Below are 16,387 nucleotides of genomic sequence, written 5' to 3' on the forward strand. Positions count from 1 at the left end.
GACTCGGCATGCCGGACTTGCGCCGTGCGTCTCAGCTCGCAGGCGCAGGCGACAGCGGTTTACGCGCCACCTGACGCATGCATCTGTCTGCACGCATGCGCTGCGTGTCGCATCGCGTTAATCATGCGCTGTGTACTATGGGCGTCCGGCCAACCGGACCTGTCTTGCGGTCCAGTTCCCCCTGCCGGACTCCAGCCATGACCACGCAATGCCCGCAGGCGACGCCCGGCGCAGTGCCATTGGCTGGCTCGACGATCTCCCGGACACTCTCACAACGGATTGGAATGCATCACGACACCAGCCTCATCGACATCATCGCCGTCGGCCTCGCGGTCGCCTTCATCCTTGGCACGCTCGCGCAGAAGGTGAAGCTCTCGCCGTTGGTCGGCTACCTGCTGGCCGGCGTGTGCGTAGGGCCGTTTACGCCGGGATTCGTGGCCGACCAGACCATCGCCAACCAGCTGTCCGAACTGGGTGTGATGTTGCTGATGTTCGGCGTGGGGCTGCATTTTTCGCTCGACGATTTGATGGAAGTGAAGTGGATCGCGGTGCCCGGCGCATTGGCGCAGATCGTGGTGGCCACCCTGCTCGGCTGGGCGCTGGCGTGGAGCATGGGCTGGTCGCTGATTCACGGCTTGGTGTTCGGCCTGGCGCTGTCGGTGGCCAGTACGGTGGTGCTGTTGCGTGCGCTGGAAGAACGCCGTTTGCTGGACACCCAGCGCGGCCGCATCGCGGTGGGCTGGCTGATTGTCGAAGACCTGGTGATGGTGCTGGCATTGGTGTTGCTCCCGGCGCTGGCGGATGTGCTCGGTAGCGGCGCAGCAGCCGCGGCGCACGATGCGCAATCGCCCTCGCTGCTGGCCGCGCTGGGCGTGACCTTGCTCAAGATGGTGGCGTTCGTCGCGGCGATGCTAGTGATCGGCCGGCGCGTGATTCCCTGGTCGTTGGAAAAAGTGGCGGCAACCGGCTCGCGCGAACTGTTCACCCTGGCCGTGCTCGGTATCGCGCTGGGCGTGGCATTCGTGTCGGCTACGTTGTTTGGTGTGTCGTTCGCGCTCGGCGCGTTCTTCGCCGGCATGCTGCTCAAGGAATCGGAACTCAGCCATAAGGCCGCCAACGATTCGCTGCCGTTGCGCGACGCGTTTGCGGTGTTGTTCTTCGTGTCGGTGGGCATGTTGTTCGACCCGATGATCCTGATCGCGCACCCGTGGCAGGTTCTGGCGACCTTCCTGACCATTACCGTGGGCAAGTCGCTGGCGGCATTTTTGATCGTGCGCGCGTTCGGCCACCCCACCGGCACGGCGCTCACCATTTCCACCAGCCTGGCGCAGATTGGCGAGTTTTCCTTCATCCTGGCCGGCCTGGGCGTGCAACTGGCGATCCTGCCGGAAACCGGGCGCGACCTGATCCTGGCCGGCGCGCTACTGTCGATCGTGGCCAACCCGTTCCTGTTCTCGTGGCTGGACCGCTGGCAGGCCAAGCAGGCGCAGGACGCGCCCGCCGCCGTGGAACCGGAACTGCCGCCCGGCCCGCCGTTGCCGGCCGATGGGCATGCCATCGTGATCGGCTACGGCCGCGTCGGCAGTTCGCTGGCGCAATTGCTGCGCAGCCGCGGCGTGCCGGTGCTGGTGATCGACGACAACGGCGACCACGTCGCCAAGGCCCATGCGGCTGGTATTCCCGGCATCCGGGGCAGCGCAGCGGCCGACCGCGTGCTGGCCGAGGCACGCCCGGAGCATGCCAAGATCGCAATCCTGGCCATTCCGCAGCCGCTGGAAGCCGGCGAAGCACTGGCCAAGCTGCGCGCCATCAACCCCTCGCTGACCCTGCTGGCGCGAGCCCACAGCGACGCCGAGGTCAAGCACCTGCTCGAACACGGCGCCGACGGCGCGGTACTGGCCGAGCGCGAACTGGCCTATTCGCTGGCCGAAATGGTGATGTCCACCCCGCCGTACCGCGCGTTGAACGTGCCGGCGTCGTGACAGTTGCTGGTTCGATGCCCCCAGTGCTCAGCGCCAAGACGACGCACATTACCCAATGGACTCACTATGGGGTAGCTACTGCCGATTGCATCGCCACGCGGCCGTCACCAAGACACACGACAGCCGCTATCAACATCAGCGTGGCTTGACCGGTCGGTACTGACGACGATCGCCGTACGCAGCGCCCTTGGTGTCCACGTTCGCGCATAAACGGTCGCCGCAAAGCATTACGTCGGCGCCGTTGTAAGCGCGCAGCAACTCGGCACGCAACCGATTGTCACGTATTTCCTGACGATATTGGGTCAACAACCACCCACCGCCGCCCAACAACAGCAGTAGACCTCCCAGGACAACCGCAGCGCCTTTCCACAGCAGCAGGCGCTGCCCGCGCTCGATGCGCTTGAGCTGATCGGACAATGATTGCGCGCCTTCCCCGATCAAACCACCGGCCTGCTGCAGCCGCTTTTCGAAACCGGCGACAGGTTGATCCAAGCCCTGCTGAATGCTCCGAATCAAGGTGTCGGGTACGCGCTGCAGCGTCTGCTCGGCCGAACGGGTGACCACGTTTGGCAACGACTGGGCGACTTGCTCCAACTGCTGGGCAAGGCGGCGTTGAAGTTGTTCCAGTTCGGCGCATCGACGCTCGAACTGTTCCATCAGCATGGCGGCTTTGCTGACCAGCGCCATCGGGTCTTGTACGTCCATCGTGCCTCCAGTCTTCCTGGTGATGACGACTACAGGCTGCGTGCGCCGATGCGCATGGTCTCTTGCTGCTGCGACTCGGCCTGTTGCCGCTGTGCCTGCATCGCCTGCCGGGCCGCCTGCTGTTCCTGCTGGTTCACCGTCTCGACGGCCTCGGCGTGCAATGCGCGGCCATGCGGCTCATTGGCAAGGCTCTGCGTCATCTGACGGAACTGATCACGGTCGCCGCTCTGTGCGGCGGCCAACATGCGATCGAGAAATGCGCTTGGGTCGTCCTTCAACGAGGGCATATTTCCGCTGTGAGTCGGCGACATCGCACGCGCATCATGCGCTCCCTGCGCCTCTCCCTTGAGCGGCACCTGCCACGCCTGCGGCACATGGCTGCGCTCGCGGTCATGCTGGAATTGCTGCATCTGCTGTTGCCAGGTCGGCGCATCCATCTCTCGACGTCCTGTTCCCGGTTCCAACGGACCGCGCAGGTGATCGACCCCATCGCGGGCCAGCCCAGGGATTCCACGCGAGTACACCGTCAAGCCGGACCGTAGCGTCTCGATGTCGCCGCGATACTTCTCGATCATCGGCGCGTACCGCCGAGCGAGCTGCTGCGTTGAAGGGTCTTCCAAGACGGAGGTATCCGCTTTGCCGGCCCCATCGACTGGCAGGAAGTTATGCATGCGATGCGATTCACCCAACCTGACAGCCGCCGAAAGCGGATCACGCGCGTCCAGCGCACTGCGGTCGTTGACGTAGTCCGCGGCCTTTAGGACAGCAATTTCCTGCGGTATGGCATAGACCTTGACTTGGCCGTAATGGCGGCCTGCGGCGCTGACTGCATCGCCGGCCATAACGTGATTGATCACATCGCTGCCGCCTTCCGGAATCCGCCGATCCAGACTGACCGCGCCGTAGGCGTCGAAGGTCTGCCCCTTAAGGCCGAAGTGATGCGCAGTGACTTGTGCCAAATTGCCACCGAGCGAGTGGCCAGCAACCGTCACATCGGGGATTGGTAGACCGGTACTGAGATGCTTTTGCTCTGCATATTTCAAGGCGCGCTGCGTAAACGTGATGGCGTCTGCTACCTGCGCATTGTGGCGAGTCGCGACCATCCCACCGTCGGCCAGTGCACCGTCCAGTAAGGGCTGGCGATCAAACTCGCTTCCTCGGTGGACAACCACTATTTCCCTGGTATCGGCTCTCTCGTAGATGACGCCTTGGTAGCCTGACGGCTTGTCCACGTATTGCAAACGTCGGACAGGTAGACCGCCGATATTTACAACAGCGCTTCGCTCTCCGGTATCTTCAGGCTTGTCGTAGCCATCGCGGGTCAGTGCGGCGTACTGCTGGCTGGTGAGACTCATGGGGCGCCCTTTCCGCCTTGAGATTTATACGAAATAAGTTACTTCGATTTGGCTCTGCGTATTTGTCAGCAGACTCTTCGCCAAAATCGACATAGTCTTCCAAATTACTCCTGGGATACCCCCCTGACCAAAAAAAAGTTGTTTTTTGCTTAAGTTCGTCAAAGTATTTTTTTTCTAGACTAGGCGAGAAAGCTGTTTCCGCCCTGCCACCTGTCGCCTTCAGGGAAACACCGAAACCTCCAAATTCCCAGTGGCAGACGCCCTTGCCGTAGTAGTCAGCATCGACCATGCCATCCATATAAATCATCGCCGTGAAAACCGTATCGTTGATCTTCTGAAAAGCAACAGGTATCGCGTGTTCTTTTGGCTTTGTCGACATCCCCAATGAAGCATCGAATGGCGCGCACTGATCACGATCCTTCATGTCGTAAAACGCTTTAGCTGACGCAGCCCCAAACGGCCCCGGCGCATTCTCAATGGTCATGGTCACCCTATAGGCCTGCTTCGGATGCTGGTTCTTCCGATAGATCGGATCGCCGTCTTCGTCGCGCGCCTGCGCGTCCCTCGATTGCATCGTGGTCTCCTTTGCTCCGCACGCGCACAGCGAAATCGTCAGAGAGATGTATAGCAGCGCGGCTGAAGTGCGGTACATAGTGGTTGGCCGATAAACGCCTTGTTTCCTCAAGGCTACGGCGTTTCCTGGGCAGCAACAACATTGGGTTCGGCGTAAGACACGTGCTGTTGAACAGTTCCAAGTGCGCAGCAACGATCCGGGTGTGGGGGATGACTGTCTACAGGCTCCAAGCTAACCCATCGGAATCACGCCGCAGTGGTTACCCAAAAAGACCGCTAGACACACTTGATAATCATTCCCATCAAGTGCAGGATGAGCGCCCGTTTCCTCGGCGGCCTCTTCCATGGCGGTTGCAGTCGGCATCCTCAATGCATTGCCAAGCGTGCAGCTCTGCGAGTTGCTGGGCCGCCTCGGCTATGGCTTCGTGGTGCTCGATCTGGAGCATGTGCTGCACGCGCCCGACACGCTGGAGCATGCCATCCGCGCCTGCGAGTTGTCGGGCTGCGAGGCCTGGGTGCGCGTGCCGGAGGTGGACGAAAAACTGATTGGCCGCGTGCTGGATGCCGGCGCGCGCGGAATCGTGGTTCCGCGTACCGAGTCTGCGGCGCAGATCGGCGACGCCATCGCCGCGGCGCGCTTCCCGCCGCTGGGCCGGCGCGGCATCACCGGCGGCCGTGTCACCGGCTTTGGCAATGTCGATCTGCCCACCTACATCGCGCATGCCAATGCGAACACCCGTATCGTGCCGATGATCGAAAGCGCCGCCGGCGTGGCTGCCCTGCCGGAGATTCTTGCCATCCCAGGCGTGGCCCTGGTGATGGAAGGTGCGCTGGATCTTGCGCTGGATCTGGGTCTGGGCCCGCAGCCCACTCATCCGCAGGTGTGGGAATTGCTGCTGCAACTGCATGCGCAGTGTCTTGCTGCAAACGTCCCGTTCTGCCCCAACCCGCGCACTGACGCGCAGCGTGCGCACTGGCTGCAGCAGCCGGAGCTGCGCTGGCTGCTGGCCGGCGAAGACCGCGCGCTGATCCAACGCGCCCTGCGCGGCCATTTGGCCAGCCTTGCCGTCCCCCAATCACCTCCCGCCTGCAGGAGCACGCCGTAGATGTCGACGTTCCGTTTTCACGCCCTGGCCATCGCTATCGCGGCGAGCACGCTGACGCTGCCGCAGCTGGCGCGCGCAAGCGATACGCCGACGACCGATGCGCTTGATGCCAGCGGTGGCGGCACGCCGATTCGTGCGCTGGATGCGATCCAGGTGCAAGGCAGCCTGCTCGGTCGCTCCAAACCCGACGATGTGCAGCGTTACGCCGGCAGCCGCCAGGTGATCGACCGCGAGCAGTTGCGCAATGGCGGCAACCGTTCGCTGGACGATGCATTGCAGCGCGTGCCCGGCATCAAGATCTTCGACGAAACCGGCACCGGCGCACTGCCGCAGCTGATGCTGCGCGGTCTGTACGAAAGCCGCAGCGGTCGCGTGCAGGTGCTCGAAGACGGCATTCCACTGGCGTTGGCCCCGTATGGGCAGACCAGCCTGTCGCTGTTTCCGGTGGGGCTGAACCAGATCGACCGCATCGACATCGTGCGCGGCGGCGCAGCGGTGCAGTACGGGCCGAATAACGTGGGCGGAGTGATCAACCTGGTCAGCAAGGAGATCCCGAGCGCGTGGAGCACCACGCTGGCGCACAAGGTCACTGCCGGCGGCCAGGGCCGGTTCCTGCAGGACAGCGCGCTCAGCAGCGGCGGATATCTCACCGATAACTTCGGGATGCAGGTCGATGCCAATCGCACCTATGGCGAGTACTGGCGCGCGCATAGCGACACCGACATCAGCAATCTGCGCGTCCGTGCCGAATGGTGGCTGGACGACACCAAGCTGCTCAAGGCCAGCGTGCAGCGTTATCTGGTCGACATGGACCTGGCCGGTGCCCTCAGTCCGGACGATTACCGGCGCGACCCGCGCCAGTCCACCCGCCCGCTGGACAGCTTCAACGGCCGCACCACACGTGCGTCGCTGAGCTACGAACAGCTGCTGGGCGATTGGGGTCCGATGCAGGAGGTGCGCCTGGATTGGAGCAACTTCAGTGCACGCAGCAGTCGCAATTTCATTGTCGGCATGCGCCAGGCCTCCACCGAAACGTGGCGCTCGGACCTGCCGCCGCAACTGCGCCAGACCGCACCGCGCGATTTCCGCGTGGTCGGCAGCGAGCCACGGCTGAGCTGGAGCATGGGCGATGCCGGTGGCGTGCGTCAGCAGTGGACTGCCGGGGTGCGTGCAGTGCGCGAGGACATCGATTTTCTCGTGGGCAATCTGCGTCTGCGCGACGGGCTGTTCACCACCGTGCGCGATTGGCGGTTCGAAGACCGCGCGTTGGCCGCATACCTCAGCAACGCCATCACCCTGCCGGGCGAGCGCGTGACGATTACGCCGGGCCTGCGCTACGAACGCCTGGATTCGCGCTATTTCAATCGTGCCACCGGCGTCAGCACGCTCAACCAGACGCGCGATGTCCTGCCGGGGCTGACGTTGGGCTTCCAGGCAAACGAGCAATGGTTTTTCTACGCCGACGGGCAGCGTTCGATGCGTGCGCCGCAGGTCACCCAGATCATCTTCGGCGACAACCTGGATGCCGAACTGGCATGGAATTACGAGGCGGGCGCGCGCTATCAGCCCAACGAGCGGACACGTGTCCAGCTGGGCGGCTACCTCATCGATTTCGATCAGCAGATTCAGCTCGACAACACCACGCGCGTGTTCCGCAATCTCGGCAAGACCCGCCATCAAGGTGGCGAGCTGGAACTGCAATGGAGCCCGGAGCAACTGCGTGCGCTCACCCTCAACGCCAGTTATGCCTATCTGGATGCCAGCCAGGAATCGGGTGCATTCCGCGGCTTGCGCGTGCCTTACACCTCGCGCAACCAGATCACGCTGGGCGGCACTTACGCGCTCGGTCACACCACTGTCGCGCTTTCCGGCTATTACTTCAGCAAGGCCTTCAGCGACGCTGCCAACACCGTGCAGGAGAATGCCATCGCTTCGGTGGGTCAGTTGCCGGCCTACATGGTATGGAACACGCAAGTGAGCCATACCTTGTTCGAACGCGATGGACAGAAGTTCAGCGCATCGTTGGCGATCAACAACCTGTTCGACCGGCAATACTGGTTCCGTGGCGTGGACACCAGCCCCTGGGGGCGTCAGGCCGCGCCTGCGCGCACCGTCACTGCCGGACTGGAGTACACGTTTTGAACCTGCATCACCTGGCAAGCGCTGCACACGACCGACGCACACAGGCGTAGGTTGCGCGCGAAGCGACGGCGGTCGTACTGACAGCCGCCAAGACAACACGGCGTGCATGAGGCACGCATCATTGCCGCAGCACGCGGCATGCGATCGACGTATCGCAGGCCACCCAACGCCGCCATGGCGCCAGGCAGCCCGTTCAGTACCGGTTTCCCCCACCGTCCTGTCGAACGAGAGCTGCCATGACTGCGACATCCGCTGCACCGTTGGTGATCCTCACCCATGTCTGCCATCCGGCCATCACCGAAGGTTTCCTGCCCGCCGCGCGCGCGCTGGGCCTGCCCGTATGGTTGCTGACCGACCACCGGCTCGATCACCTGGCCTATTTCCGCGAGCATCCCGCCCATGCACCGCAGCGGGTGATCGAATGCGATGTGTTCAATCCGCTCGGCGTCCTCGACGTACTGCACGATGCAGACATCACCCCGCGCGCGGTGTTCAGCAATAGCGACCATCTGCAGACCAGCACCGCGCTGGTGGCCGCAGCGCTTGGCCTGCCGGGCAAGGACTGGCAGGTGTGCTACGCCGCCAAGAACAAGGCTGCGATGCGCCAACGCTTGCGTGCGCGTGGACTGCCCTGCCCGTGGTTTTGCACGCTGGCGCCGGGCGCGGCGTTGCCGGCCCAGATTCCATGGCCTGTGGTGGCCAAGCCCCGCGAGGGCGTGGCGAGCCTGGATGTGCGCTGCTGCACCGATGCAGCGCAATTGCAGGCGTACCTGGACGATGGATGGCAGCGCCATCCGCAGCGCACCGTGCTGTTGGAAAGCATGCTGGAAGGTGCGCTGTTTACGCTGGAAACGCTGGGCGATGGCAAGCACCTGCAAGCCATCGGCGGCTTCAAGGTGCGATTGTCGCCGCCGCCGCATTTCGTCGAATGCGAAGCGCAGTGGGATGCCAACGTGGACACGCCGGTGATCGCGCAGGCGCTGCAACAGCTGCGCGCGTTCGGTGTCGGCTTCGGGCTGTGCCATAGCGAATTCATCCTCACCGCCGATGGCCCGGTGCTGGTGGAAATCAATTACCGCAGCATCGGCGATCGGCGCGAATTCCTGCTCGACGAGATGTTTTCCAAGCAATGGTTCAACGCGGCGCTGGCACCGCATCTGGGCCTGCCGTTGCCACAGCTCCGCAGTGCCCATGCGCATGCTTTGCTGCGCTACTACGTGGCCGAACACGACGGCGAATTGGTCGCCGCCAGCGAAGACCGCCGCCAGCGCGATGCGCACAGCGACGTGCAGTACCGGCGGATGCGCGCACCGGGCGAGCGCATCCGCCTGAGCCATTCCAACAAGGATTACCTGGGCGTGCTGAGTGCGTTGGCACGCGATGCGCAGACACTGCAACACGCAGTGGTGCAGGCCGAAGCGGGCCTGCAGTGGCGCATCGACGGCGCGGAACTGCGCGCATGAGCAGCACGGACGACCAACGCTACATCGCCACCCGCATCATCGATGCCTGCCTGCGCGAAGACCTGCGTGGGATTGCGACCCGCGGCAGTGCGGCGGTGCCGGATGCGCAGGTGCTGGCGCAGTGGACCGACCCCAGCCCGGTGCATGGATGGTGGCGCATCGCTCATCTGCCCGGCGGCACGATGTGGGTGCCGATCCATCGTCAAGGCGTGCTGCAGGACATCGGTGCCTGCGGCGACAGCTGGATTGTGCGCAGCGACGAGGGCGTGCATGTCGAACGTGGCGCGCACGCCTGGCTGCACCGCCTGAGCGCAGAACTCGACAGCGAAACGCAACAGCTGCATCGCGCCTACGCCGACGAAGCCGACTGCGCCGCCGCGCACCGCGGGCTGGCGCGGCAGGCCTACCACGCGCAGGCACCGGCGTTGCGCACTGCGCTGCATCACCGCGATGCCGCCGAGCGCGCCTACCGCTGCGACCAACTGGCCAGCTACCGCGACCATCCGTTCTATCCCACCGCGCGCGCCAAGGCCGGGCTGGATGCGGCCGAGCTGCGCCACTACGCGCCGGAATTCGCGCCGACCTTCGCGCTGCGTTGGCTGGCGGTTCCGCAGGCGTTGGCGCAATGCACCAGCGCCCCGCCGGCCGAGCTGTGGCCGGATTTCGCCAGCCTGGGCCTGCCGCCCGAGTTGGCCGCCACGCATCTGCCCTGGCCGGTGCATCCGCTGGTGTGGGAGCGCCTGGAGCAGGAGGGCTTCGCACTGCCCGAGAACGTGCTGCGAGCGCCCAACGCCTGGCTGGACGTGCGCCCGACGCTGTCGGTGCGCACGCTGGTGCCGCTGCGGCTTCCGCACCTGCATCTCAAACTGCCCATTCCGATGCGCACGCTGGGCGCCCTCAACCTGCGTTTGATCAAGCCGTCCACGCTGTATGACGGGCACTGGATGGAGCGCGCGTTGCGGCGCATCGATGCGCTGGATCCTGCACTGCAAGGCCGCTGCGTGTTCGTCGACGAGTCGCACGGCGGGCATGTCGGGCAGACGCGGCATCTGGCCTATCTGGTGCGGCGCTACCCAGCGCTGGACGATGCCACGCTGGTCCCGGTGGCTGCGCTATGCGCGCCCATGCCCGATGGCCGTCCGATGGCGATCCATCTTGCCGAGCGTTTTGCGCATGGCGACCTGCTGCATTGGTGGCGCGACTACACCGAACTGCTGCTTGCCGTACATCTGCGCCTGTGGCTGCGTTATGGCATTGCACTGGAAGCCAACCAGCAGAACAGCGTGCTGGTGTATGCCGATGGCCAAGCCACGCGCCTGTTGATGAAGGACAACGACGCTGCGCGGATTGCGCTGCCGCAGTTGCGCGCGGCGCTGCCGGAGCTGGATGCAATGGGCCCGCTGCAGGATGCGCGTATTGCGGTGGACGATCCGCAGGCGTTGGCGCAGATGTTCTGCACGATCGTGCTGCAGCTGAATCTGCAGGCGGTGCTGGAAGGCCTGGCCGAATGGCAACCCGCATTGCGCGCACCGTTATACGCGCAGCTGCAGGACCAGTTCGCTGCGACGCTGGCGCAACTGGACGCCGATGGCATCGATACCGGCCCTGCGCGCCGGCTGTTGGCTGCGCCACGGCTGCCGGTGAAATACCTGCTCAGCGCCGGCAGCCTGCTCAGCAAGCACCTCACCGGCGCCACCGACATCAACAAGTTCTACGGCGACAGCGCGCCCAATCCATTCGGCGATGCGTTCGCCGATACGCAACAACCGCCGCGCAGGCAAGCGGGCGTGCCGCGATGAGGCGCATCCTGGGTCCGGTGCTGGCTGCGCATTATCTGGCGGCATTCACGGCGTTGGGCATGCCGCTGTTTCTGCCGCAGGTGTTGGCCGAACTCGCACCCTCGGCCGCGGTGGGCTGGAGCGGCGTGCTGTATGTCTTGCCCACGCTCTGCACCGCACTGACGGCAAGCAGCTGGGGGCGGTGGGCGGACCGCCATGGACGCAAACGTTCGCTGCTGCGCGCACAACTGGGCCTGGCGCTGGGCTTTGCGATTGCCGGCTTCGCGCCGTCGCTGACCTGGCTGGTGATCGGCCTGCTCGTACAAGGCACCTGTGGTGGTTCGCTGGCGGCGGCAAATGCGTATCTGGCCAGCCAGCCGCAGGCCGGCCCGTTGGCGCGTGCATTGGACTGGACACAGTATTCGGCCCGCCTTGCCATGGTAAGCGCACCGGCACTGCTGGGCATGGCACTGGCGCTGGGTCCTGCGCAATCGCTGTATCGCGCACTGGCGTTGCTGCCATTGATGGCGTTTGCGTTGACGTGGCGACTGCCGGCCGATCGGCCTGCTGCGCGAGAACACACTGCCGGCAAGGCTGCTACGTCTTCCGGGCACGCAGCTTCATCGCCTGCATCGCCGCGCACCCATGCCGCGCCGTTGTGGCCAGCCCTGCTGCTCGCGCAGTTCTTGTTCTGCTTTGCGATGGTGGTGACATTCCCGTATTTCATTCCGTATGCGCTTGCGCGCGGCGCCGGCCACGATGCGCTTGCCGGTTTGCTCTACAGCCTGCCGCATCTGGTCTATCTGGTGGTGCTGCCCTGGTGGCGACGCGGCGATAGCGAGGCGTGGCTTGTGCCGGGCCTGGCGTTGTTCGCGGTGGCCTGCGTGTGGCAGGCGCTGTTGCACGATGCCCTCGCACTGGCGGCAGCGCGGCTGTTGTTTGGCTTCGGCATGTTGTTCGGGTTGCGTGGGCTCAACCGCAGCCTGGCGCACATTGCCAGCGGGCATGGCGCCGGGCGCCTGTTCGGCCGCTTCGATGCCTGCGGCAAATGGGCCGGCGTGTTCGCCGGTGCCGCTGCCGGTGCACTGGCACAGGCGTCCGGCCCCGCCACCCCTTTCCTGGCTGCGGCGCTGGCTGCGGCCGCTGCTGCGCTCACCGTTCTGGTGCGCTTTCCTTCGAGGAGAACTGCCGATGTCGCCGCACACGATGCATGACCCCTGGTACGACAGCATGGCCGACGCGCAGGCCTGCAGCTGCTGGTTGAACTGCTATCTGCGCGAATTCGCGATTCCGCAGCATGCGGTGCAGTTCGACTATCGCGGGCTGGATCGACCCGGCCCGCGCGTGGCCGAACAACGCTGGCTGCGCATCGATCTGGGCGAGGTCGGGACGCTGTGCGTGCGCATCGCCTATGCCGATCGCCTGGGCCGCTGCCGGTTCGCCTCCGCGCCGTTTCTCAAGAGCGCCGGCAAGCCGTGGCATAGCCTGGATGCGCAAACGCTGGCACGCTGCCTGTTGCAGGCCCTGGGCAGCGCGCAGGACATCAACCCGGAGCTGCTGGCGCAAAGCGCCAATAGCGTGGCCGTCACCGCTGCGTTATTGCGCCAGGCCCAGGTCGCCGCCGCTACCGGCGAGGCGATGATCGACACCGAACAATCGATGCTGTGGGGGCATGCACTGCACCCGACGCCCAAGAGCCGCGAGGGTGTGGATCTGGATCAGGTGCTGGCCTGCGCACCGGAAGCGCGCGCGTCGTTCCAGCTGTTCTGGTTCCGCATCGACCCGCGCCTGCTGCGCATCCAGGGACGCGACGTGCGCGCGACATTAAAGCAGCTCAGCGGCAGCGACGATCTCTATCCCTGCCACCCCTGGGAAGCGCAGCGGCTGCTCGACGCCCCCTTGCTGCGCAGCTTGCAGGCACGCGGCCTGATTACGCCGGTCGGCCCATTAGGCGATGCACTGCGGCCCACCTCGTCGGTCCGCACGCTGTACCACCCGGAACTTGCGTATTTCCTCAAGTGCTCGGTGCATGTGCGGCTCACCAACTGCGTGCGCAAGAATGCATGGTACGAACTGGAGAGCGCGGTTGCGCTCACCGAGCTGTTGGCACCGAGCTGGCGTGCCCTGGCCACACAGGTGCCGGGCTTCGATGTGATGCTGGAGCCGGCGGCGACTTCGCTGGACGTAGCGTCGGTCGATCCCGCATTGCATGCCGCCGACCCGTTGGCGGCGCGCACCTTGTCGGAGAGCTTCGGCATTCTGTACCGGCAAAACATTCCCGCCGCGCAACGTGCACGCTGGCAACCGCAGGTGGCTGCGGCCTTGTTCACCTGCGATGCGCAGGGCAATAGCGTGTGCGCCGCGCGCCTGCGGGCGCTCGGCAGCGCGCAGATGGGCCACCGAACCGCAACGCTGCTGTGGTTCCGCGCCTACGCCGGCCTGCTGCTGGACGGAGTGTGGAGCGCGCTGTTCCAGCACGGCATCGCGCTGGAGCCGCATCTGCAAAACACCGTGATCGGCTTTGCCGACGGCTGGCCGACGCGGGTGTGGGTCCGCGACCTGGAAGGCACCAAGCTGCTCGCCCATCACTGGCCGGCGGCGCGCCTGCGCGGCGTCGGCGAACGCGCACGCCAATCGCTGTACTACACCCCAGAACAGGGCTGGAACCGGGTGGCGTATTGCGCGCTGGTCAACAATCTGGCCGAGGCCATCTTTCATCTGGGCGAAGGTGATGCCGCACTCGAAGCGCGGCTATGGCAATGCGTGGGCGAGATCGCGCTGCGCTGGCAACAACGCCATGGCGCGCAAGCGGCGCTGCAGGGTCTGGTCGACGGCGCGCCGCTGCCGGGCAAGAACAATCTGGGTACCCGTCTCTGGCAGCGTGCCGACCGCCAATCCGACTACACCGCGCTGCCCAACCCCATCCCCCGCATCACGGCGCAGCGGCAGGTGGCGGCGTGAGTCTGCACATCGACACCGCCGCACTGCTTGCTGCCTTGCCGCAGGTGCGCGACCGCTGCGAAGGCCCGATCTGCGCGTATGTCTACGATCTGGCGGCATTGGACACGCATGCGGCCTGGATGCGTGCGCAGCTGCCGGCGCAGTGCGAGCTGTTCTATGCAGCCAAAGCCAATGCAGAACCGCCGATTCTGCAAACGCTGGCAGCGCACGTGGATGGCTTCGAAGCCGCATCCGGCGGCGAACTCGCCTGGCTGCATGCGCAGCAACCGCAGGCACCGTTGTTGTTCGGTGGCCCGGGCAAACTCGATACCGAACTCGCCCAGGCAGCCGCCCTGCCCGACTGCACCGTGCATGTGGAAAGCCTGAGCGAACTCGAACGCCTGGCAGCAATTGCAGCGCACGCCGGCCGCTGCGTGCCCGTATTCCTGCGCATGAATATCGCCGTACCCGGCGCGCAGAGCACGCGCCTGATGATGGGCGGGCAACCCTCGCCGTTCGGCCTGGATCCAAGCGATCTGGATGCAGCAATCCGGCGAGTGCAGGCCAATCCATCGCTGCGCCTGGAAGGCTTCCATTTCCATCTGATGTCGCATCAACGCAGCGCCGCCGCGCAGCTGCATCTGGTGGCCGCCTACCTGCACACCGCGCAGCAATGGCGACAGACCTATGCGCTTGGTCCACTGCGGGTAAACGCCGGTGGCGGCTTCGGTGTGGACTACCTGGCACCGGACGCGTCGTTCGACTGGGCCCGCTTCTGTGCCGAGCTGCCTGCCGTGCTGCGCGAACACGGTACAGACCTGCGCTTGCGTCTGGAGCCGGGCCGTTACCTCAGCGCCAGCTGCGGTTGGTACCTGATGGAAGTGCTCGATCTCAAACGCAGCCACGGCGCCTGGTTTGCGGTTGCGCGCGGTGGTACCCATCACTTTCGTACGCCGGCCGCGCAAGGCCACGATCATCCATTCCGCGTATTGCGCGGCACCCGCACCCCCGTGATCAGCGACACGCCGGTCACCCTGGTCGGCCAGTTATGCACGCCCAAGGACGTGCTGGCACGCCAGCAACCGGTGGCCGCACTCGCACCCGGCGATTGCCTGGCCTTCCCGCTGGCGGGCGCGTATGCGTGGAATATTTCGCACCAGCAGTTCCTGATGCACCCGCCGCCGCAGATGGTGTTCTTGCCGGCGACGCATTATCTGGGTGACGCGACCTCGCCCGACCGCTGCACGGGCAACCGAATGTCCGCACGCAACTCGGCCTCGGCGACGGTTTCCGGATCATCGAGATAGAGATAATGCAGCGGTGCCTCGCGCAGTGTGTAGCCGCTATCCGGCAGCCAGCATGCCAGGACGTGGTCGAGTGCGTCTTCCAGTCCCGCGTAATTTCCCACACGACGCACGACCGCATGCAGGCCACCGCTGAGTTGGCGCAGGTGCAGGGGCGCTGACGGCGCCACGGCGGTGTCGAATGCCATCGCGCAATCGAACAGGTGCTGCGGCGGCGGTACATCGCGGTGGTCGCTCAGCGGCAGCCCGATCAGCGCCTGCAAGTGGTCGATCACTGCACTGCGCTCGGCCCATGCGGCGATGCGGCCGAAGCCACGGTCCAGGTCATCGAACGCGCCACGCCTGCGCAGCACCACCACTTCCAGGGGGTCGAGCACCTGCACCAGCACCTGCACCTGCAATGGCGCGTCGTGCGCCTGCGCTGGCAGCGAAGGGCCGGCCAGTTGCTGCAACTTCTGTGCGCGCAGCTGCGGTGCGTTACGCAGGCTTGAAGGGCTGGCCTGCAGCACCGTCCGAAACGCGCGCGCCAGCGCCTGCGGGGTGTGATAGCCGACGGCCAATGCCACCTCGGTGACCGAGCGGCCCTGCTCGCCCAGCAGATGCAGCGCATAACTCAGACGCAACCGCGCGGTGGTGGCGCCCAATGTCTCGCCCGCCAAGGCCCGGTAAACACGATGGAAATGCGGCGGCGATTGATGCGCCAGCGCGGCCAGCGTCGCCAGGTCCGGCAGCGGTTCGCCCGCGCGGATGCTGGCCTGCAAATGGGCCACGACGCGCTCGACTGCACGCTGCCGATGGAAGACGACCGAGGTTGCTGCTGGCATGGGCGACTCCTCTGGAAGGCGGTGAGCATCGCGCACAGGGGCATCCGGCGCGGTCCCGATCTTGCGCATTTGCGGCACCTGGCCGCGTTGGTCGGGTCTAGCGGCATACAGTGGTTGGCACCCGTTCGCCAGTCGTCGGGCAGCTGCGGCGTTGAAACAAAGCAGCGATCCAAACACTCCACGCAGCGGGCCTGCTTGCCCGTTTTCAGCGCAAT

12 protein-coding genes are annotated in these 16,387 nt (G+C 65.2%); 8 read left to right on the forward strand and 4 right to left on the reverse strand.

The window, feature by feature from the left end; translation table 11 throughout:
* The first annotated feature begins 284 nt into the window (after positions 1-284).
* Positions 285-1,982: a YbaL family putative K(+) efflux transporter gene (gene ybaL, locus ACCQ07_RS15665; protein ID WP_122272439.1), complete on the forward strand. Its 1,698-nt coding sequence runs from the start codon at positions 285-287 to the stop codon at positions 1,980-1,982.
* A 135-nt stretch (positions 1,983-2,117) separates the two neighbouring features.
* Here ybaL and ACCQ07_RS15670 read toward each other — a convergent pair whose 3' ends face one another.
* The 3 genes from ACCQ07_RS15670 to ACCQ07_RS15680 are packed head-to-tail and all read right to left on the reverse strand — an operon-like array spanning position 2,118 to position 4,616.
* The gene (locus ACCQ07_RS15670; RefSeq protein ID WP_008571075.1) at positions 2,118-2,687 is read right to left on the reverse strand and encodes a hypothetical protein; all 570 of its coding nucleotides are present in this window, start codon (positions 2,685-2,687) and stop codon (positions 2,118-2,120) included.
* Between the two features lie 29 nt (positions 2,688-2,716).
* Positions 2,717-4,042 (reverse strand): DUF6792 domain-containing protein, encoded by a 1,326-nt coding sequence (locus ACCQ07_RS15675; RefSeq protein ID WP_209261314.1) that lies wholly within the window; start codon positions 4,040-4,042, stop codon positions 2,717-2,719.
* Positions 3,984-4,616, reverse strand: a complete 633-nt coding sequence (locus tag ACCQ07_RS15680) for a hypothetical protein (protein ID WP_372363442.1) — start codon at positions 4,614-4,616, stop codon at positions 3,984-3,986. The genes ACCQ07_RS15675 and ACCQ07_RS15680 overlap by 59 nt, the downstream gene beginning before the upstream one ends.
* Positions 4,617-4,959: 343 nt before the next feature.
* Between ACCQ07_RS15680 and ACCQ07_RS15685 the strand changes: the two genes are divergently transcribed.
* From ACCQ07_RS15685 to ACCQ07_RS15715, 7 genes are all read left to right on the forward strand, one after another.
* A complete protein-coding gene (locus tag ACCQ07_RS15685) occupies positions 4,960-5,721 on the forward strand; it encodes an HpcH/HpaI aldolase family protein (RefSeq protein ID WP_029820029.1) in 762 nt (253 codons plus the stop codon).
* Positions 5,722-7,863, forward strand: coding sequence for a TonB-dependent receptor family protein (locus ACCQ07_RS15690; protein WP_372363443.1), 2,142 nt, complete (start codon positions 5,722-5,724; stop codon positions 7,861-7,863).
* 236 nt (positions 7,864-8,099) lie between these two features.
* Entirely contained in the window at positions 8,100-9,326 is a 1,227-nt protein-coding gene (locus tag ACCQ07_RS15695) for an ATP-grasp domain-containing protein (RefSeq protein WP_029820031.1), read from the forward strand.
* The gene (locus tag ACCQ07_RS15700) at positions 9,323-11,125 is read left to right on the forward strand and encodes an IucA/IucC family protein (RefSeq protein WP_372164202.1); all 1,803 of its coding nucleotides are present in this window, start codon (positions 9,323-9,325) and stop codon (positions 11,123-11,125) included. Before ACCQ07_RS15695 ends, ACCQ07_RS15700 begins: the two co-directional genes overlap by 4 nt.
* Entirely contained in the window at positions 11,122-12,318 is a 1,197-nt protein-coding gene (locus tag ACCQ07_RS15705) for an MFS transporter (RefSeq protein WP_136732858.1), read from the forward strand. The genes ACCQ07_RS15700 and ACCQ07_RS15705 overlap by 4 nt, the downstream gene beginning before the upstream one ends.
* Positions 12,296-14,065, forward strand: a complete 1,770-nt coding sequence (locus ACCQ07_RS15710) for an IucA/IucC family protein (protein ID WP_372164204.1) — start codon at positions 12,296-12,298, stop codon at positions 14,063-14,065. Before ACCQ07_RS15705 ends, ACCQ07_RS15710 begins: the two co-directional genes overlap by 23 nt.
* Positions 14,062-15,351, forward strand: coding sequence for a type III PLP-dependent enzyme (locus ACCQ07_RS15715; RefSeq protein WP_372164206.1), 1,290 nt, complete (start codon positions 14,062-14,064; stop codon positions 15,349-15,351). The genes ACCQ07_RS15710 and ACCQ07_RS15715 overlap by 4 nt, the downstream gene beginning before the upstream one ends.
* Here ACCQ07_RS15715 and ACCQ07_RS15720 read toward each other — a convergent pair.
* Positions 15,255-16,349, reverse strand: a complete 1,095-nt coding sequence (locus tag ACCQ07_RS15720) for an AraC family transcriptional regulator (protein WP_372363445.1) — start codon at positions 16,347-16,349, stop codon at positions 15,255-15,257. The two genes, ACCQ07_RS15715 and ACCQ07_RS15720, sit on opposite strands and share 97 nt — an antisense overlap.
* Between the last annotated feature and the right edge of the window lie 38 nt (positions 16,350-16,387).

Origin of the sequence: Xanthomonas sp. NCPPB 3583 (assembly GCF_041475715.2) — a bacterium.
Taxonomy (GTDB): Bacteria; Pseudomonadota; Gammaproteobacteria; order Xanthomonadales; family Xanthomonadaceae; genus Xanthomonas; species Xanthomonas euvesicatoria.